The 19,083-nt window shown below is 62.6% G+C and carries 19 protein-coding genes and 1 tRNA gene; 7 read left to right on the top strand and 13 right to left on the bottom strand.

From position 1 onward, the window contains the following. Positions 1-26 precede the first annotated feature (26 nt). Together JOZ06_RS07645 and JOZ06_RS07640 are read left to right on the top strand one after the other, a co-directional pair. Entirely contained in the window at positions 27-1,298 is a 1,272-nt protein-coding gene (locus tag JOZ06_RS07645) for a YeaH/YhbH family protein (RefSeq protein WP_293230857.1), read from the top strand. A 12-nt stretch (positions 1,299-1,310) separates the two neighbouring features. Next, complete coding sequence (locus tag JOZ06_RS07640; protein ID WP_293230854.1) at positions 1,311-2,828, top strand: SpoVR family protein; 1,518 nt, start codon at positions 1,311-1,313, stop codon at positions 2,826-2,828. Positions 2,829-2,883: 55 nt separating this feature from the next. On the opposite strand, the gene ampH is transcribed toward JOZ06_RS07640, so the two are convergent. Genes ampH through bamE form a run of 5 tightly spaced genes read right to left on the bottom strand, consistent with a single transcriptional unit; the run spans position 2,884 to position 6,992 of the window. Continuing rightward, entirely contained in the window at positions 2,884-3,996 is a 1,113-nt protein-coding gene (ampH, locus tag JOZ06_RS07635; protein ID WP_293230851.1) for a D-alanyl-D-alanine-carboxypeptidase/endopeptidase AmpH, read from the bottom strand. A 25-nt stretch (positions 3,997-4,021) separates the two neighbouring features. Further along, a complete protein-coding gene (locus tag JOZ06_RS07630; protein WP_293230848.1) occupies positions 4,022-4,804 on the bottom strand; it encodes an ATP-binding cassette domain-containing protein in 783 nt (260 codons plus the stop codon). Then, entirely contained in the window at positions 4,797-5,777 is a 981-nt protein-coding gene (locus JOZ06_RS07625) for an iron ABC transporter permease (RefSeq protein ID WP_293230845.1), read from the bottom strand. Before JOZ06_RS07625 ends, JOZ06_RS07630 begins: the two co-directional genes overlap by 8 nt. Positions 5,778-5,790: 13 nt before the next feature. After that, entirely contained in the window at positions 5,791-6,600 is an 810-nt protein-coding gene (gene dapB / locus JOZ06_RS07620; RefSeq protein ID WP_293230842.1) for a 4-hydroxy-tetrahydrodipicolinate reductase, read from the bottom strand. After that, positions 6,597-6,992 carry an outer membrane protein assembly factor BamE gene (gene bamE / locus JOZ06_RS07615; protein WP_293230839.1) on the bottom strand — a complete coding sequence of 132 codons (396 nt, stop codon included), beginning with the start codon at positions 6,990-6,992 and terminating at the stop codon, positions 6,597-6,599. The genes dapB and bamE overlap by 4 nt, the downstream gene beginning before the upstream one ends. Before the next feature lie 97 nt (positions 6,993-7,089). On the opposite strand from bamE, the gene fur reads away from it, so the two are divergent. The 3 genes from fur to JOZ06_RS07600 are packed head-to-tail and all read left to right on the top strand — an operon-like array spanning position 7,090 to position 8,949. Continuing rightward, entirely contained in the window at positions 7,090-7,527 is a 438-nt protein-coding gene (fur, locus tag JOZ06_RS07610; RefSeq protein WP_293230925.1) for a ferric iron uptake transcriptional regulator, read from the top strand. Continuing rightward, positions 7,527-8,228: a leucyl/phenylalanyl-tRNA--protein transferase gene (aat, locus tag JOZ06_RS07605; RefSeq protein ID WP_293230836.1), complete on the top strand. Its 702-nt coding sequence runs from the start codon at positions 7,527-7,529 to the stop codon at positions 8,226-8,228. Before fur ends, aat begins: the two co-directional genes overlap by 1 nt. Continuing rightward, positions 8,215-8,949: an arginyltransferase gene (locus JOZ06_RS07600; protein ID WP_293230833.1), complete on the top strand. Its 735-nt coding sequence runs from the start codon at positions 8,215-8,217 to the stop codon at positions 8,947-8,949. The genes aat and JOZ06_RS07600 overlap by 14 nt, the downstream gene beginning before the upstream one ends. Before the next feature lie 49 nt (positions 8,950-8,998). Here JOZ06_RS07600 and JOZ06_RS07595 read toward each other — a convergent pair whose 3' ends face one another. The 8 genes from JOZ06_RS07595 to JOZ06_RS07560 all read right to left on the bottom strand — a co-directional run bounded on the left by JOZ06_RS07595 (position 8,999) and on the right by JOZ06_RS07560 (position 14,962). Beyond that, positions 8,999-9,463, bottom strand: a complete 465-nt coding sequence (locus JOZ06_RS07595; protein ID WP_293230830.1) for a hypothetical protein — start codon at positions 9,461-9,463, stop codon at positions 8,999-9,001. 29 nt (positions 9,464-9,492) lie between these two features. Then, positions 9,493-10,527 carry a quinone-dependent dihydroorotate dehydrogenase gene (locus JOZ06_RS07590; RefSeq protein ID WP_293230828.1) on the bottom strand — a complete coding sequence of 345 codons (1,035 nt, stop codon included), beginning with the start codon at positions 10,525-10,527 and terminating at the stop codon, positions 9,493-9,495. A gap of 64 nt (positions 10,528-10,591) precedes the next feature. After that, a complete protein-coding gene (locus JOZ06_RS07585) occupies positions 10,592-11,182 on the bottom strand; it encodes a malonic semialdehyde reductase (RefSeq protein ID WP_293230825.1) in 591 nt (196 codons plus the stop codon). A gap of 31 nt (positions 11,183-11,213) precedes the next feature. Beyond that, complete coding sequence (gene motD / locus JOZ06_RS07580; RefSeq protein WP_293230822.1) at positions 11,214-12,050, bottom strand: flagellar motor protein MotD; 837 nt, start codon at positions 12,048-12,050, stop codon at positions 11,214-11,216. Positions 12,051-12,077: 27 nt separating this feature from the next. Beyond that, positions 12,078-13,013: a S49 family peptidase gene (locus tag JOZ06_RS07575; RefSeq protein WP_293230819.1), complete on the bottom strand. Its 936-nt coding sequence runs from the start codon at positions 13,011-13,013 to the stop codon at positions 12,078-12,080. Beyond that, complete coding sequence (locus JOZ06_RS07570; protein WP_293230816.1) at positions 13,010-13,399, bottom strand: Rieske 2Fe-2S domain-containing protein; 390 nt, start codon at positions 13,397-13,399, stop codon at positions 13,010-13,012. The genes JOZ06_RS07575 and JOZ06_RS07570 overlap by 4 nt, the downstream gene beginning before the upstream one ends. Further along, a complete protein-coding gene (locus JOZ06_RS07565) occupies positions 13,375-14,034 on the bottom strand; it encodes an HAD-IA family hydrolase (protein WP_293230813.1) in 660 nt (219 codons plus the stop codon). The genes JOZ06_RS07570 and JOZ06_RS07565 overlap by 25 nt, the downstream gene beginning before the upstream one ends. Beyond that, the gene (locus tag JOZ06_RS07560; protein ID WP_293230810.1) at positions 14,018-14,962 is read right to left on the bottom strand and encodes an RluA family pseudouridine synthase; all 945 of its coding nucleotides are present in this window, start codon (positions 14,960-14,962) and stop codon (positions 14,018-14,020) included. The genes JOZ06_RS07565 and JOZ06_RS07560 overlap by 17 nt, the downstream gene beginning before the upstream one ends. Positions 14,963-15,454: 492 nt before the next feature. Here JOZ06_RS07560 and JOZ06_RS07555 point away from each other — a divergent pair, with 492 nt between their 5' ends. Together JOZ06_RS07555 and JOZ06_RS07550 are read left to right on the top strand one after the other, a co-directional pair. Then, a complete protein-coding gene (locus tag JOZ06_RS07555) occupies positions 15,455-18,571 on the top strand; it encodes an Rne/Rng family ribonuclease (RefSeq protein WP_293230807.1) in 3,117 nt (1,038 codons plus the stop codon). A gap of 53 nt (positions 18,572-18,624) precedes the next feature. Then, positions 18,625-18,700: transfer RNA gene (locus JOZ06_RS07550), tRNA-Asn, on the top strand. Positions 18,701-19,083: the final 383 nt, after the last annotated feature.

Below are 19,083 nucleotides of genomic sequence, written 5' to 3'. Positions count from 1 at the left end.
CAACGGGCGCCCCAAGCGAGGTCGCCATGGCTCATCTGATCGATCGACGTCTCAACGGCAAGAACAAGTCCGCGGTCAACCGCGAGCGTTTCCTGCGCCGTTTCAAGGCGCAAATCAAGGAGGCCGTGTCACGCGCCATCAAGGGGCGCAGCATCACCGATATCGATAGCGGCGAAAAAGTGTCGATTCCGGTCAAGGATATCTCCGAGCCGCAATTCCATCACGGGCAAGGCGGCGTCTGGGAGAACGTGCATCCGGGCAACGAGGATTACGTGCGCGGCGACCGCATCGACCGGCCCCAGGGCGGCGGCGCGGGCGGCGGGGGCGGCAAGGCCAGCAAGGACGGCTCGGGCGAGGACGACTTCGCCTTCGAGCTGTCGCGCGAAGAGTTCATGAACGTGTTCTTCGACGATCTGGCGCTGCCCAATTTGATCAAAACCCAGCTGATGGGGATCGACGAGCTCAAATCGGTGCGCGCGGGCTACACCAACGACGGCACGCCGACCAACATCAGCATCGTGCGTTCGTTGCGCGGCGCGTTGGCGCGCCGTGTGGCGATGGCGGCCCCGACCTTGACGCAGCTTAACGAGGCGGAGGAGGAGCTCGATGCCCTGATCGAGTCCGACGACGACGTGGCGCTCGACGTGCGCCAACGGCGCGAGAAGATCCACAAGCTGCGCGAGCGCCTGGCCAGCATTCCCTTCATCGACCCGTTCGACTTGCGTTACAACAACCGCATCAAGTTGCCGATGCCGACGAGCCAGGCGGTGATGTTCTGCCTGATGGACGTTTCCGGCTCGATGGACGAAGCCAAGAAGGATATGGCCAAGCGCTTCTTCATCCTGCTGTACATGTTCCTGCAGCGCAATTACGACAAGATCGAGGTCGTTTTTATCCGCCACCATACCAGTGCGGTCGAGGTCGACGAGCACGACTTTTTCCATTCGCGCGAGTCGGGCGGCACCGTGGTGTCCTCGGCGCTCAACCTGATGCGCGAGGTGATCCAGAAGCGGTATTCGACCAGCGACTGGAACATCTATGCCGCCCAAGCCTCGGATGGCGACAACTGGGACAGCGACTCGGCCAACTGCGCGCGCATACTGGAGGAGCAACTGCTGCCGTATTGTCAGTATTACGCCTATATCGAGATCACCGACGGCGAGCCGCAAAATCTATGGTATGAATATCTGAACGTCAAGGAACGCAACCGCCACTTCGCCATGCAGAAGATCCACGCGGCGGCGGATATTTATCCGGTGTTCCGCGAGCTGTTCAAGCGCCAGCCAGCCTCACGCTGAAGGAGATGCGCCATGACGCCGATTTCTACCGGTTCCGAATGGACCTTCGACCTGATCGATGAATACGACCGCGAGATCCGTGCCATCGCGGTGGACGAATTTGGCCTGGATGTCTATCCGGTGCAACTGGAGATCATCACCGCCGAGCAGATGATGGACGCGTATTCGTCGGTCGGCATGCCGGTCAACTACCATCACTGGTCGTTCGGCAAGCACTTCGTCTCGACGGAGAAAAGCTACAAACGCGGCCAGATGGGGCTCGCCTACGAGATCGTCATCAACTCGAATCCTTGCATCGCCTATCTGATGGAGGAAAATTCGATGACCATGCAGGCGCTGGTGATTGCTCACGCCGCCTATGGTCACAATTCGTTCTTCAAGAGCAACTACCTGTTCAAGACGTGGACCGACGCCTCGGCCATCATCGACTATCTGGTGTTCGCCAAGGGGTATATTGCCCGCTGCGAGGAGCGCTACGGCATCGACGCGGTGGAAAGCCTGCTCGATTCGTGCCACGCGCTGATGAACTACGGCGTCGACCGCTACAAGCGGCCGCAGAAGCTGTCGCTGGCCAAGGAGCAGGCGCGGCAGGAGGAGCGCGAGCACTATCTGCAGATGCAGGTCAACGATCTATGGCGGACCATTCCGCGCCGCGATCGCGACGATGCCGACAAGGGCAGCGTGCGTTTCCCGCCGGAGCCGCAGGAAAATCTGCTGTATTTCATCGAGAAGTCGGCGCCGCTGTTGGAGCCGTGGCAGCGCGAGATCGTGCGCATCGTGCGCAAGGTGGCGCAATATTTCTATCCGCAGCGTCAGACGCAGGTGATGAACGAAGGATGGGCCACGTTCTGGCATTACACCATCATGAACCGGCTGTTCGACAAGGGGCGGGTGACCGACGGCGCGATGCTGGAGTTTTTGCAGTCGCACACCAACGTGATTTATCAGCCGCCGGTGACCGCCAAGTGGTATCACGGCATCAACCCCTATGCGCTGGGGTTTGCCATGTATCAGGACATCCGCCGCATTTGCGAGGCGCCGACCGACGAGGACCGTGCCTGGTTTCCGGACATTGCCGGCGGGAATTGGCGCGAGGTGTTGGATTTCGCCATGCGCAACTTCAAGGACGAAAGCTTCATCTCGCAATATCTGTCGCCGACGCTGATCCGCAGCTTCCGCCTGTTCAGCATCCGCGACAACGACTTGGACGACAAACTGGAGATCACGTCGATCCACGACGAGGACGGCTATCAGCAGGTGCGTCAGAAGCTGTCCGAGCAATATAACCTGGGTTCGCGCGAGCCCAATATCCAGGTGTGGTCGGTGAACGTTCGCGGCGATCGCAGCCTGACCTTGCGTCATAGCATGTACCAGCGCCGGCCGTTGGAAGAGAGCAGCACCGAGGAAGTGCTCAAGCACGTGGCGCGGTTGTGGGGCTTCGACGTCCGGCTGGAAAGCATGGACGAAAGCGGGCACGTCTGTCAGACCTTCGAGGCCAAGGCGTTGCCGCAGGAGTATCAGATCGCCTAGCGGCGGTTTCCCTTGCCGCAAAGGCCGCCCTAAACGGGCGGCCTTTGCTTTTAACCTAGCGCGTCGCCAGCGCCGTCACCAGCTTGTTGGCCTGATTGATCATGCCGCGCGGCGAGATATGCCGGCTACGCGTCATGGCGACGAACACGCCGATGCGGCGTTGCGGATCAATGGCGACATAAGTCAAAAAACCGCCGCCGCCGCCGGTCTTCTGCAGCATGGCCGGCTGACCGGCGCGCGCGTCCATGTAGACCCAGCCGAGCCCCAGCGCATCCGCCTGACCCGCGTGATCCATGCCGTTGATGGCGCGCAAATCGCGCCGGCGGTAGACCATTTGCTGGGCACGCTGCAGCACCGGGCTTTTCGGATGCAACTGTGCCTGCAGCCACAGCGCCATGTCGTGCGGCGTGGAGTAGAGTCCACCGCTGCCTTCGGCCGACTGCGAGTCGGTACAGGGGCTCGCGTCGATGCCATCCATCAGCCGGGCGCATTGCGCCGCCGAGGGGGTGAACGTGGTATTGCTCATGCCGAGCGGGGCGGTGATCTTCTCCCGCAGCAAGACCGGATAGGGTTTGCCGCCAGCGCGCGCGAGCGCGTCGGCCAGAAAATCGAAGGCCAGGTTGGAGTAAGCCGCGCGCGTGCCCGGCACGGCGTTCAACCGTCCCTGCGCCAGCCACTGCCAACGTTGGCCGGTGGTCGGCCAGGAGAATACGGGCGCGTCGGCGGGGCGTTCGCCTGGCATTTCGCGCGGTAGGCCGCTGGTGTGGGTGGCCAGATTGATCAGCCGAATGACTTGTCCCTTGCCGCCTTGCGGCACGGCAACACCGGCCGGCGCGTATTTTTGCAGCGGGTCGTTCGGGCTCAGCCGGCCATCGGCGGCCAGCGATACCAGCATTTCGCCGGTGAATAGCTTGCTGAGCGAGGCAATACGAATCAGCGTGTCCGATTGCGGCGGCGTGTGGTTGCCGTAGTGCGTTTCACCGAGATAGCGTTGCCAGGTACGGTTGCCGTCGACCACCACCAGCGTGAGGCCGACCGGCTGGGCGGCGGCGCGGAGTTGCCGGGTATATTGGTCGATCAGGGGAGTGGGGTCGGTGGCCGCGGCATGAACGGATAACGGCAGCAGCCCCAAGCTCAGGCTCAGAGAAATAATATGTCGTGCTTGCAATTGAATTCCTCGAAATAGCGTGGTGTTAATCGCGCGTTCGCGGCTCGGCGAGCGGAACGAACGCGCGCAGTTGTTCATCGTGGCTGATCAGCTCGGCCAAGCGGACACCGTAAAGGGCTTCCAGCCGGTCTTTTTGCATGATCTCGCCAGGGGGACCGAAAGCGGCGCCACGGCCGCTTTCCATCAATAAAATCTGATCGGCGTGCCGCCAGGCTAGATTCAAGTCATGCACCACGGCGACGACGCCGAGACGCAGGGTCTGCGCCAGGGCGCGCACTTCGGCCAACAGCGCATCGGCCAAGCCGAAATCGAGCGCGGCGGTCGGTTCGTCCAGCAGCCAAAAGCGCTGCGATTCGCCGGAGCTCATGAGCTGCCATAGCGCGCGCGCCAGATGCACCCGTTGGCGCTCGCCGCCCGATAGCGTCTCCAGCTGGCGTTTTGCCAACGCATCGCACTGCATCAGCCGCATCGCCTCGCGCCAGCCGTTTCGGCTACCGCCTTGCAGGTAACCGCCCATCATGACCAGCTCCGCGGCATTGAAGCCCGGCTGCCAACCCGGTTCTTGTTCGACCACGGCGCGCAGGCGCGCCAGATCCCGGGCGCTGAGTGTGCGCACATCGCGCCCGGCCAGCCGCAGGTCGCCGCTGGTGGGCGGCGTGAGCCCGGATAACAGCGAGAGCAGCGTGCTTTTGCCGGCACCGTTGGGTCCGACGATCAGCGTCAGTTCGCCGCAAGCCGCCGTGAGCGAGAGGTCGTCGATCAGCGCGCGCTCGCCGCGGCGCAAGGTCAAGCGGCGCGCTTCAAGCATGCCGCCTCCGACGATTGCTTTGCCATAATAGCCACAGGAAGAAGGGCGCGCCGGCGAGACTGGTGATTACGCCGACGGGCAGTTCGGCCGGGTAGATCAAGCTATGCGCCAGCCAGTCGGCCAAAAGCGCGAGCCAGCCGCCCAACAAGGGCGCCGCGATCTGCAGCCGGCGCGCGTGGCTGCCGACCAGTTGACGCGCCAAATGCGGCGCCATCAGACCCACGAAGCCGACCATGCCGCAATGAGACACCACCAGCGCGGTGGCCAGCGCGGCCAACAGCACGACGCGGGCGCCGCCGCGACGGACGTCGAACCCCAGATGAAATGCGGTTGCCGCGCCTAGCTGCAGCGCGTTGAGCAGGCGCCACTCGCGAAACAGCAGCCAAAGCAGGATGGGCGCGGCGATGACGAAACGCTCCGCCTGCGGCCAATCGGCATTGGCGAAGCTACCCATCAGCCAGAAAGTGATGGTGCGCAGCGAGCCGTCCGGCAGGGTGGCGATCAGTATGGTCAAAAGGCTGCCGAAAATGGCATTGACGGCAATGCCGGCGAGAATCAGGCGGTCGCCATCGGTGCCGGGACGGCTCATCAGACTGGTGAGACCGAGCGCGGCCAAGCCGCCGCCGAAAGCGGCCAGCGGCACCCAGGGCGTCGGTAAGCCGCATTGCAGCGCTAACGCCGCGGAAAGCGCTGCGCCGCCACTGATGCCGATGAGCCCCGGCTCGGCGAGCGGATTCTTGAATCGGGCCTGGATGGCGCCGCCGGCCGCGGCCAGCAGCGCGCCGGCCGTAAAGGCCAGCAACTGGCGCGGCAGGCGCAGCTGCCACAACAGTTCGCGTTCGATGGGCGGAAGATTGCCGGAAAAGAGGGCAAGGAGCGGTTCGGGCCTGCCATCGGGTGTAAGCGTCAGCGCGGTGCCCGCCGTCAGCGCGATGACGGCGGACATGAGCACGACGAAAGGCAACAGACGCATGGGACGGCTTGCCTCAGTGGAGGTCCAGGACGTCCTGCATATTGAAGAGCCCCTGCTTGTGCTGAGCGAGCCAGCCGGCGGCGCGGAGCGCGCCGAGTGCAAAGGTGGCGCGGCTCGATGCCTTGTGGGTGATTTCGACGCGTTCGCCGGTTCCGGCGAAGAGCACCGTATGGTCGCCGACGATATCGCCGCCGCGCACGGTGGCGAAGCCGATGGTGGACGGGTCTCGCGCGCCGGTCGTGCCTTCGCGGCCATAGACGGCGCAGGCGTCGAGATCGCGGTCTAGCGCCTGGGCGACGACCTCGCCCATCGCCAGCGCTGTGCCGGACGGTGCGTCGACCTTATGGCGATGATGCGCTTCGACGATCTCGATATCGTAGCCCTGGGACAAGACCCGGGCGGCGATGTCGAGCAATTTGAACGTCAGATTGACCCCCACGCTGAAATTCGGCGCGAAGACGATGCCGATGCGCTGAGCGGCCGCGGTAATGGCCCGCTTGCCCTCCGCGTCGAAACCGGTGGTGCCGATCACCATATTGACCCCGCGCGCGGCACAGGTCTGGAGGTAGTCCAGCGTGGCCTCGGGACGGGTAAAGTCGATCAGCACATCCGCGTCCGCGAGCGCGGCCTCGACGTCATGGGTGATGGCAACGCCGGTGTCGTGTCCGAGCAATGCGCCGGCATCACGGCCCTGTTCGGGCGATTCGGGACGGTCGAGCGCGGCGTGCAGGCGGAAAGCCTGCGGCTGGTCGAGGACGGCTTCGATCAGGGTCTTGCCCATGCGCCCGCCGGCGCCGACGATCACGACGTTCAGCGGCTTCATGGGCGAGTCGCCGCGGCGGGTGCGGAAGCCGCGGGCGCCGAGGTGTCGAGGCGCGCGGCCGGCACTTCCGGCGGCATGGCGTCGCCGTCGATCTGGCTCAATACGTCGCCGTTGAAGGTGACCGTCAGGTGTTTATCGGCGACCTTCTTGCCGTTTTGGAACAGTTGGTATTTGTAGTCCCAGCGGTTGGCGTGGAAGCTGTCGACGATGAGCGGCGTGCCGAGCACAAAACGCACCTGCGAGCGGGTCATGCCGACCTTGAGCCGGGCAACGTCGTCCTGGGTGACTAGATTGCCCTGCTGAATATCCATATGGTAGGGGTGCCAGTTCGCGGGGTTGAGATAGGTGCAGCCTGAAAGGGCTATGACGGCAACGAGGGTCAGGGCGCGCATGAGACTCCACAACGAGTAGCGAAAAATTCGGGATGAATTAGGCAAACCAGCCAAAAGGCATTATGATGGCCTAAATCTGATGCCACTTTATATCACGATGAGCAAAGCCAGTCACCTCAAAGATATCGGCCTGAAAGCGACCGGCCCCCGATTGAAAATTCTGGACCTGTTCGAGACTGCCGGCGTGCGCCATATGTCCGCTGAGGACGTTTACCGCACTTTGCTGGCCGAAAACATCGACATCGGTCTGGCCACGATTTACCGCGTGCTGACGCAGTTCGAGCAGGCCGGTATCCTGGTGCGGCACCATTTCGAGACCGGCAAGGCCGTGTACGAATTGAACCAGGGTGGGCACCATGACCATATGGTGTGCGTGCAGTGCGGGCGGGTGGTCGAGTTTTTCGATCCGGAGATCGAAGCGTTGCAGGACCGGATTGCCGGCGAACACGGTTTCCGCATCATGGAACACGCGCTGTACATGTATGGCGAGTGTCCGGATTGCTTGGCTAAACACGGAGCCGGACAGGAGTCCTGATGCTTCCTTGGCTAGGGCGCGCGCCGGTCTTTCCGCCGCCCGAGTCCGCGCTTGACGACCCACCCGGCCTTTTGGCCGCGGGGGGCGACTTGTCCGTTGCGCGTCTGCTTGCTGCCTATTCGCACGGCATTTTCCCCTGGTATGGTCCGGATGAGCCCATCCTATGGTGGAGTCCGGCGCCGCGCATGGTGTTGTTCCCTCCTCAGCTCAAGGTCAGCCGTTCGCTCGCCAAGACCTTGCGCAATACCCGTTACGAAATCCGAGTCGACACCGCGTTTCGCCAGGTCATGGAGGCCTGTGGCGCGCCGCGGCGCGGCCAGCGCGGCACCTGGATTCTGCCGGAGATGGTCGATGCGTATTGCCGGTTGTTCGACCGCGGCGTCGCGCATTCTTGGGAAACGTGGATCGATGGCGAGCTGGTGGGTGGACTTTACGGCGTCTCACTCGGCACGATGTTTTTCGGTGAATCGATGTTCTCGCGCCAAAGCGACGCGTCGAAGCTGGCCTTCGTGCATATGGTGCGCCACTTGGCGGCGCACGGCTGCGGTATGATCGATTGTCAGATGCACACCGCGCACTTGGCCAGTTTAGGTGCGAGATTGATTCCACGCGACGCGTTTCTTGCTACTCTGAAAGAGCAGCTTGCCCGAGCGCAGCCCATCAACCTGTGGAATTACCATTACCGCAATGAGCCATCGTGACGCCGGCCAGTTTGTGGCCATCCACTTTTACGCGACCGCGCCCTATGCTTGTAGCTATCTGCAAGGCCGTGAGGCGCGCTCGCAGGTGGCCATCCCCGCCGAATCGATCGATCGCCGCGTCTACAGTCAACTGGTGCAGTTGGGGTTTCGCCGCAGTGGGTTGCATACGTATCGCCCCTATTGCGATTTGTGCCAGGCTTGCGTTCCGGTGCGGGTGCCCGTGCGCGACTTCGCGCCTAATCGCAGCCAGCGCCGCGCCTGGAAGCTCCACGGCAATCTCACTGTGCACCTGCTGCCGCTCAAATATTCCGCCGAGCACTATGCGTTGTACCGCCGCTATCAGGCGGCGCGGCACCGAGGCGGCGGCATGTCCGAAGATGATCCGGCCCAATACGCCGAGTTCATCTTGAAAAGCGGCGTGGAGAGTTGGCTCGCGGAATTCCGCGAGGGAGAAACGCTGAAGATGGTGAGCTTGATCGACAGGCTGGATGATGGACTGTCCGCGGTGTACACCTATTACGACCCGGACGACAAACACGCGAGCTACGGCGTTTACAATGTGCTGTGGCAGATCGATTTGGCCCGCCAGCTAGGGCTTTCCCATCTGTATCTCGGCTACTGGATCGCCCAGAGCCGCAAGATGGCCTACAAATCGTCTTACCGGCCGCTGGAGCGACTATCTGCCGGGCGATGGGTGCCGTTTGATCCGGCGCACAGCTAAAAAATGACGCCCCGCCAAAGCGGGGCGTCGTCGTTTTCAGCCGCGTTGTTTACAGCGGTACGACGCGGTCGGTGCCGCCGCCGGATAGGACGCGCACGCGTTGGTTGACTTCCAGTTGGACGTCGGTGTCCTGCACGATGGAAATCAGGCGTCCGCTATCGAGCTTGACGGTGATTTCATAGGCGTCCTTCGTGCCCATGCTCTTTTGCGCGGCTTGCGCGCCAAAGCCGCCCAACAGGGCGCCGGCGATGGCGCCAGCGGCGTTGGCCCTGTTGCCGTTGCCGAGGTTGCTGCCGGCGATGCCGCCCAGTGCGGCGCCGCCCAGCGTCAAGAGTTCGTTGTTGCTGCCTTCGCGCTTAACGGCATGGACCGAAATGACCGTGCCCAACTGAACGCTTTGCGCTTGGCGCGTCTGGCCTTGCGAGTACACCATGGCCGAATCGGTAGCGCAACCTGCCAGCATGCCGCCTGCCAGCGCGGCGGCGAGTGTCATCGCCATTGCCTTCTTATACATGTTTGGTCTCCCTTACAGTGAAACAGAATTCAATTACCGTTCGCGGCACGCTGGGCAATTGCCCGGGCGATTTCCGCGATCAGGGCCGGGCCGCGATAGACCAGGCCGCTGTATAGCTGTACCAGTGTGGCGCCCGCTGCGATTTTATCCGTAGCATCACGTCCGCACAAAATACCTCCTACGCCTATGATAGGCAAAGCGCCGTCGAGTTCCACGGCGAGCGCGCGAATCAGTGCAGTCGCTTTGTCGGTGAGCGGCGCGCCGGATAGGCCGCCCGCTTCGGCCGCATGACGGTGTCCGGCGATGGCGTCGCGCGACAGCGTGGTGTTGCCCGCAATGACGCCATCGATGCGATGCGCAATCAACAAGCGTGCGATATCGGCGATTTGCGCGGCATCAAGGTCGGGTGCGATCTTGACCGCCAGCGGCACGTAGCGGCCATGCTGATCGGCGAGCGCCTGCTGGCGGGTTTTCAGTGCCAGCAGCAGGGCGGACAATTCGTCTCCCTGCTGCAACTGGCGTAGATTCTTGGTATTCGGCGACGAGATGTTGACCGCAATATAATCGGCGAGCGGATAGACTTTGTCCATCGCCGCCAAGTAATCGTCCGCGGCGCGTTCAATGGGCGTGACGGCGTTCTTGCCGATGTTGATGCCTAGTATGCCCGCGCGCTTGCTGTGGCGGACGTTGGCCACCAACGCGTCGACGCCGAGGTTGTTGAAGCCCATGCGGTTGATGATGCCTTGCTGTTCGACGACGCGGAACATGCGCGGCTTGTCGTTGCCCGGCTGGGGTAGGGGCGTCACGGTGCCGATTTCGACAAAGCCGAACCCCATGTCGAACAAGGCGTCGATATGAGCGCCATTCTTGTCCAGGCCCGCCGCCAAGCCCACTGCGTTGGCGAAGGTGATGCCCATGGCCGTGACCGGCGCGATCACCGGTGCAGGCACGGCTAGCCGCATGAGATGACAGTGATGCGCCAGATCGAGCGACCGCAGCGTCAGTTCGTGCGCTTTTTCCGGATCGAGCCGGAACAGTAGCGGGCGTAGCAGCGGATAGAGCATCGCGGATTTTCTCCAGCAAAATGCCCGGCGGCGCCGGGCATGGGATCGAGAAGCAAGCGCGATTTTACAGGATTTGGCAGACTTCGTCGAAGTCGAAACGCGGAGAGCGGCCATAAAGCTTGCTTGCCTCGCCGTATCCGAGATTGATCAGGAAGTTGGTGCGCACGTTGCCCTGCGGGAAGAAGGCCGCATCGATCAGCGCGGCGTCGAAACCGGACATCGGTCCGCAATCCAGCCCCAGCGCGCGCGCCGCGAGAATGAGGTAGGCGCCTTGCAGCGCGCTGTTGCGGAACGCGGTGCTCTTGATGAGTTCATCATGACCGTTGAACCAGCTTTGCGCGTCGGCATGGGGGAACAGCCGCGGCAAGTGCTGGTGGAAGGCCAAGTCCATGCCGACGATCACCGTGACCGGCGCTTCGCGGGTCTTTTCCACGTTGCCTTCCGCCAGGCAAGGCAGCAGCCGGGCCTTGGCATCGGTGCTGGTGATGAAGACGAAACGGGCCGGCGAGCAGTTGGCGCTGGTCGGGCACTGCTTGAGCAGTTCGAACAGCTGGTGCAATAGGGCCTCCGGCACCGGGCGCTTTTGCCAGTGGCTGTGCGTGCGGGCATTGTAGAACAGCTGATCCAGGGCTGATTTTCCAATGGGGGTGGTCATGCAAAGTCTCCCGTTGACTGCGTGGCTAGGGTTATTGCGCTGGCGGTGCCGCGCTGAGCGGCGCCGACGCCGCGAAATCCTTCAGTGCCCGCATCTGCTCCACCGGCACCGATTGCCCAGACGCCGAAGAGACGTCATTGGTCAGTACCGTGATGGAGACCCGGCGATTGCGGGCGCGGCCATCGCTCGCGTCGTTGCTGGCCACCGGCATGTTTTCCGCGCGGCCTACGGCCACTAGTCGATCCGGCGCCACGCCGTTTTCCTGGAACAGTCGCACCACGCTGCCCGCGCGGGCGGCGGACAATTCCCAGTTGGACGGGAAGTTGGCGGTTTTGATCGGCACGTTGTCGGTGAAGCCCTCGACGCTGACCGAATTGTCGACGCGGGTCAGCAGCGTGGCGACCTGGGTCAACACCTGGACCGAATTGTCCGACGGTTGTGCCTGACCGGTCTGGAAGAGCGCGCTGTCCTTGATTTCGATCTCGATCCCCTTGGGGTTTTGCGAAATCTTGACCTGGCCGCCTTTGACCAGTGGCTCCAGGATGCGCCGCATGTCGGCCGCGAGCTTGCCAAGCTTGGCTTGTTCGCGCACGGCCGCCTCGCTTTGAACCGATTTGGCGATCGGCTTGGTTTCCGGTACTTGGATCAGCGTGTTGGCCGAGCCGCTCGGGTTCGTGCTAAGGCTGATGTTGGTGCCGGAACGGAAGGCGTTGACCAGCGATGTGGACAGTACGCGATATTTGCCCTCGTTGAGCGAGGAAATGGCATACATCACGACGAAGAAGGCGAACAACAGCGTAATGAAGTCGGCGTAAGAGACCAGCCAACGGTCGTGATTGTCGTGATCGTCCGGCAGTTTTCGTGGCATGACGAATTCCTCTTTCCAGTCCTCGTGTCAGAACAGGTGTGTGTCGAACAAGCTCTTCAAGCCGGTGCCGAAGGCAACGCCGAAGCGGCGCGCCACGCGGCTCCCCAGATCGTCGGTTGGCGTGTAGTCCACCGTCTGGTCGGTTTTCAACTCGGTGTGCGCGACCGAGGCCACGGTGCCGTAGCCATCCGCCAAGCCGAGCGGGATGCTTTTCTCTCCAATCCAAATCAGCCCGCTGAACATGTCGGGTGTTTCCTTCAACCGCTGCCCGCGTCCGTCGCGCACCGCCTTGATGAACTGTGCGTGAATGTCGTCCAGCAATTGCTGGCGGACCGCTTCCTGTTTCGGATTGACCGGCGAGAAGGGGTCGCCCATCGCCTTGTTCTCGCCGGATGTTTTCAAGCGGCGGTCGATGCCCAGCTTGTCCATCAGGCCGGTGAAGCCAAAACCGTCGGACAGCACGCCGATCGAGCCGACGACACTGGCTTTGTCGACGAAAATCTTATCCGCTGCGCTAGCAATATAATAACAGCCTGACGCGCACATTTCCTCGACGACAACATACACCGGAATGGCCGGGTGCAGTTTTTTCTGTCGGCGGATGTCGTCATAGACCATGCCCGAGAGAACGGGACTGCCGCCAGGGCTGTTGGCGCGCACGATGATGCCGCGCGTGTCTTTGTCGGCATAGGCGTCCGCCAGTCCCTGGATCATTTTGTCGGCGCTTTCGTTCTCGCTGCTGATTTCGCCATCCAGACGCAGGATCGCCGCATGGCCGCCGCCGGTCAGGCGTGAGACGGACTTGTCGTCGCCGCGCCAGAACAGCGAGGCGGCCACGGCGGCGAACAACAGGAGCCACGCGAAGCGAAAGAAGATCTTCCAGCGGCGCGCGCGCCGTTGTTCGACCAGCGCGGCGCTGGCCAGTTGTTCTAGCAGGGTGCGTTCCCAGTTTTGATCGCTCACTCGGTGACTCCAGGGGCGGGCCGCTCTGGCGCGGCGATTGGTTTGACATAATATATCATCCCGTTCAACTCCTTTGTGATGACCGGGATGAGGCGCTGTCCCTTGCACGGGCCGGCGACGCACACGCCGCTATCGGGAAGATAGCGCGCGCCGTGCATGCTGCAGATCAGATAATGCCCACTCAGATCGAATATCTCGCCTTCGCGCCAATCGAGCTGCACGGGGACGTGCCGGCAAGCATTGAGATAGCCGTACACCTTGCCTTGATAGCGGACAACGAAGGCGGGCCAGGCGCACGGTTCGGCCGGTATGTCGAAGCGCCTGGCCGGGCCGCGTTCGACCAGCTCGGCCGACGGGCAGATCAGGTGGTCTGTGTCTTCAACCATGCGTAGAACGCCTCGAAGTCTTCGAACAACCCTAGTGTAGGGCAAGTCGCCAGCTCTTCGCGCGTGTGCGCCCCGGACAGCACGCCGGCCGCCAACGTGCCGGCGGCTTCGGCCATGCGTAAATCGTGGGTGGTGTCGCCGACCATCAACGTGCGGCCGGGGGCTGCGCCCAGCTGGTCCATCAATTCCAGCAGCATGGCGGGGTGGGGTTTGGATGGGCAATCGTCTTGCGTGCGCGTCGCGGCGAATGTCCGTGCAAGCCCGGTTGCCGTCAGTGCCCGTTCCAGGCCGCGCCGGCTCTTGCCGGTGGCCACGGCCAACAGCGCGCTGCCCGCGGACAATTCGGCCAGGGCCGCGTCGACGCCGGCAAACAGATCCACTTCCTCGTCGCCGATGAAAAAATGATTGCGATAGGCCGTTACCATTTCCGGATAGCGATCCGGCGGCAGGTCTGGGCAGGCCGTGGCCAGTGCCTCGGCCAGGCTGAGCCCGATGACCGCGCGCGCCTGGCGGGCATCCGGCACGGCGAGCCCCAGATCGGCGCAAGCATGCTGGATGGCGCGGGTAATGTGCGCCGTGGAGTCCATCAGCGTGCCGTCCCAGTCGAAGACGATCAAATCAAAGGCTTGGCTCATCGTTTTGCAGGGTGTCCAGGAAGCGTTGCAGGTCGGGCGGCAGCGGCGCGCTCAATTCGAGCGGCGCGCCGGTCAGCGGATGCGGCAGCGAAAGGCGCCAGGCGTGCAGGAACATGCGTTTCAGCCCACGCTTGGCCAAGACCTTGTTCAGCGCGAAATCGCCGTACTTTTCGTCGCCGGCGATCGGACAGCCGCTGGCGGCCATGTGCACGCGGATTTGGTGCGTGCGGCCGGTGCGTAGCCGGGCCTCGACCAGCGTGAAATCTCGAAAGCGCCGTTCGACGCTGAAAATGGTGTGCGCGCTCAATCCGTCCTCGGTCACGCGCACCATGCGCTCGCCATCGCCGGTAGTGAATTTATGCAGCGGTAATTTGACATGCTTCTTCTGGGCGTCCCAATGGCCGACCCCGAGCGCCAGATAGCGCTTGTCCGGCGTGCTTTCGCGCATCATGTCGTGAAGCTTTACCAGCGCCGAACGCTTTTTTGCCAGCATCAATAGGCCGGAGGTCTCGCGGTCGAGCCGGTGGACCAACTCCAAATAGCGGTATTCCGGGTGGCCGCGGCGCAACTGTTCGATGACGCCGAACGATACGCCGCTACCGCCGTGCACCGCCACGCCGGCGGGTTTGTCGATCACCAGCATGGCGTCGTCTTCATACACGACGGGGAAGGTGGCGCCGGGTACGACGGATTCGTCGCGCTCGGCAAGCCGGATCGGTGGGATGCGTAGCGTGTCGCCGGCTTGGAGGCGGCGCGAGGCGTCGGCGCGGCCTTTGTTGACGCGCACTTCGCCGGAGCGAAGGATGCGGTAAATATGGCTTTTGGGCACCCCTTTGAGCAGGCGCGTCAGGTAATTGTCGATCCGTTGCCCGGCCGCGTCTTCGCCGACCTGGTGGAAGGTAACGGAATCTTTGCGAATATCAGTCATTTTGCTTATACTTCCTGCGCTTGACCAAAGAAATGGTCATGGCAAAACCTGCAGAGCAAGGTCGCGAGCGGTGTCCGCTCAAAGACGCTGCTGCTGCGCAGCCATACGGCCGGCAGGGCATGGCCCTGACCTGACGCCGCAATCTGCGCACGCAGCCGAGGTTAACTCGCTCACCGAAAAGCAGCGATGGTAATGCATTTGGACACATAGCGCACTCACCAGTATTCCATCTCCTGATGCAAAAGCCAGTCAGGGGGTACCATGGCAAAGTTTGACCCGGCACGGGTGTCACGGCGCCGAAGCAGGTCCAGGCAAGACGGACCGACGCGCGACGGAAAATGCAACGCCCGTGTGACGTACTTCAGGAAGTCGGCTTGATATATTGATTTATTGTTCTTTATACAGACACTTCTTTCGGAAAGCGCCCATTTTAGCCACTGGGCCGTCAAATACTTGCTGTGCCTTGCGTGAGTGCCGCGCAAGGAAAATAGAATGAAACGGATGTTGTTTAACGCCACGCAAGCGGAAGAGCTGCGCGTGGCGATCGTCGATGGGCAGAAGCTCGTCGATCTGGATATCGAAACGGTCGGCAAGGAGCAACGTAAGGGGAACGTCTACAAAGGCGTCATCACCCGTATCGAACCCTCGCTGGAAGCCTGCTTCGTCGACTATGGCACCGAACGCCATGGTTTTCTGCCCTTCAAAGAAGTCTCCCGCACCTATTTCCAAAATTACGACGGCGGCCGCCCGCGCATCCAGGATGTGCTGCGCGAAGGCATGGAAGTCATCGTGCAGGTGGAAAAGGACGAACGCGGCAACAAGGGCGCCGCGCTGACCACGTACATCAGCTTGGCTGGGCGTTACCTGGTGTTGATGCCGAATAACCCGCGCGGCGGCGGCGTGTCCCGTCGTATCGAGGGCGAGGAACGGCAGGAACTGAAGGATCTGCTGGGCCAGTTGGAAGTGCCGCAGGGCATGAGCCTGATCGCCCGCACCGCAGGGATCGGCCGCAGCTACGAGGAGCTGCAATGGGATATGGGCTATCTGCTGCAACTGTGGCGTGCCATCGAGGGCGCGGCGGGCGCGCAAAGCGCACCGTTCCTGATCCTGCAGGAAAGCAGCCTGGTGATCCGCGCTATCCGTGATTACTACCATGCCGATATCGGTGAAATTCTGATCGATACGGAAGAAATTCACGACCAGGCGCGCCAATTCATCAGCCACGTCATGCCCAATACCCTGAGCCGCGTCAAGCTGTACAAGGATCAGGTGCCGCTGTTCTCCCGCTTCCAAATCGAACACCAAATCGAGACCGCCTTCTCGCGCAGCGTGCAACTGCCTTCCGGCGGCGCGATCGTCATCGATCACACCGAGGCGTTGGTATCCGTCGACGTGAATTCGGCGCGCGCCACCAAGGGTGCCGACATCGAGGAAACGGCATTCAAGACCAACCTCGAGGCCGCGGAAGAGATTGCCCGTCAATTGCGTCTGCGCGACCTGGGCGGCTTGATCGTCATCGACTTCATCGACATGGAGAGCGCGAAGAACCAGCGCGACGTCGAAAACCGTCTGCGCGAAGTGCTCAAGCATGACCGCGCGCGGGTTCAGATGGGCAAACTGTCGCGTTTCGGTCTGCTCGAGCTGTCGCGCCAACGCCTGCAGCCGTCGCTGGGCGAGACGAGCCACGAGCCGTGCCCGCGTTGTCACGGCATTGGCTTCATTCGTGGCACCGAATCCTCGGCGTTGCATATCCTGCGCATCATTCAGGAAGAGGCCATGAAGGAAAACACCGGCGCCGTGCACGCGCAGGTGCCGGTTGATGTCGCCACCTTCCTGCTGAACGAAAAGCGCGCCGAGATCCACATGATCGAAGAGCGGCTCGACGTTAGCGTGGTGCTGATTCCGAACATTTATCTGGAAACGCCGCACTACAAAATCGTGCGTCTGCGTCACGATGATTTGAGCGAACTGGGCGATGCGCCAAGTTACAGCCGCGTCGAAGTGCAGGAAGAAGACGTGGTGACCAACTTCGGTCAAGAAAAGCCGAAGGTCGAGCGCCAGGAAGCGGCGGTGAAAGGCATTACGCCACAGCAGCCGGCGCCGCAAGTGGCGGCCCGCCCGACCGAGACGGAAGAGCCCGGACTGTTCGCCCGTCTGGGCAGCTGGTTGAAGGGACTGTTCGCCGATGGCGACGAGCAGGCGAAGAAGCCCGCGAAGAAGGCGCCGCAGGCGCGCGAGGCTCAACGTCCGCCACGCCGTGGCGACCGTCGGCCCGCCGCTGGTCAGGCACGGCGCGATGCGCCGCGTGAGGAGCGCCGCGCCGCGCCCGGCGAGGAGGGGAATCGCCGTCGCAATCCGGGTCAGGCGGATAACCGCCAAGGTCGCCAAGAGCGTGGTGACCGCCAGGAGCCGCGTAGTGAACGTCAGGAGCCGCGTGGAGACCGCCAGGAGCCGCGTGGAGACCGCCAGGAGCCGCGTGGAGACCGCCAGGAGCCGCGTGGCGAACGTCAGGACCGTGTCGAGCGCCAGGAGCGCAACGAGCGTCAGGAGCGCAACGAGCGTCAGGAGCGCAACGAGCGTCAGGAGCGCAACGAGCGTCAGGATCGCAACGAGCGTCAGGACCGCAACGAGCGTCAGGACCGCAACGAGCGTCAGGACCGCAACGAGCAGCGCCCGCGCCGAGAGCGCGAGACCCGCGAGGAGACCGCGAGCGACGCGCCGCGCGCCGAACGTGCGCCGCGCGAGCAGAACGTGCCGTCGCGACGCCGTCAGCCGCTGCCGGTGGATGAGGCGCCTATCGAAGAAGCAAAATTGGTGGAAGGCGAAGAGGTTGAGCAGCCTGTTGCCGCCGATGGAGCGGAAAGTGGCGAGCGCTCCGAGCGTAGCCGCCGCCGTCGCAGCCGGGGTCGCCGACGCGACAACGGCGAGCAAGGTGGCGTGGAATCGGAGGCCGAGGTAGCCGCTGAGGCAGGCCAACAGGAAACGATGGCGGCTGAAGAGGCTGTGTCTGCGCCCCAGATTGAAGAGTCTGTCATTGCGCCGGTCGAGCCAGTGGCTACGTCCGTATCGCAGGCGTTGCCCGCAAGCGAACCGGCGCCGGTAAGCACGGTTTCTCCCGTGGCCGAGCAACTTGCGATGCCGCTTGATGTGCCCGCTGCGCCGGTGGTAGTGGAATCGGCGCAACCCAAGGCGGAAGCCGTGAGCGAACCGACTGCCGTGGTCGTGGTGGAAACCGTTGCCGCGATCGAGCCCGAACCGGTGCCGACGTCGTTCAGTGAGCCTGCGGTGATGGCCTTGGCCGAGCCGGTGGTTGCCGAATCCGTTGTTGCCCCGGAGGTTGCCGAGCCCGTTGCCGTCGAACCGGTCGTCGCCGAGCCTGTTGCGGTCGAGAAGGTTGCGCCGGCGGTCGAGGATGTGACCCAGCCGGTTGATTTGGGCGAATTGGTGATGGTGAACACCCGTGCCGGCAATGAGCCGGCTGCGGCGCCGGCGGATGACGGCATGGCGGGCGGCTTGCGTCGCCGTGATGCGTTGCGTCAAACCGCTCAATCCGGTGAGGGTGATGCGGCTCCGCTGCAACAGGTGGAAACGCGGCCAGGCCAGCAGTAAAAAGGCTTGACAGGGAGGGACGCTGTCAGTAATATACGCGTCTCTCAGGCAATTCCCTGATAGCTCAGTTGGTAGAGCGACGGACTGTTAATCCGCAGGTCGCAGGTTCGAGCCCTGCTCGGGGAGCCAACCCATTCAAGACCCAGTCAGCAATGACTGGGTCTTTTCATTTGTATCGTCCGCCCCCTGATTTGCTGTCCTTCGCATACCCATATTCTCCTTTGGGTGCCTGGCGTTGGACGCCGTTTGCTGATCTGCCATCCCTTGTCGCCACATTCCCGGATTCCGCTTGTATGTCGTAATGGCCTTTCCTAGCCTGAACAAGATACGCCTGTAGTCAATCATGCTCTTGTCGGCACTGTGTATACCATTTAAATTGCCATTTCGCTTGGTGAAAACCTAACAATGAGAAGAATGAGGGAGTGGTGGATGACTATCAAAATAAAGATCACCTTGCTGTTGTCGTTGGCGCTCATGGCCTTGCTGATTGTCAGCGGAGTAGGCTTGTTTCA

The sequence above is a fragment of the Paludibacterium sp. genome (assembly GCF_019232825.1).
Taxonomy (GTDB): Bacteria; Pseudomonadota; Gammaproteobacteria; order Burkholderiales; family Chromobacteriaceae; genus Paludibacterium.
This window is presented reverse-complemented; position numbering and strand designations above follow the sequence as displayed.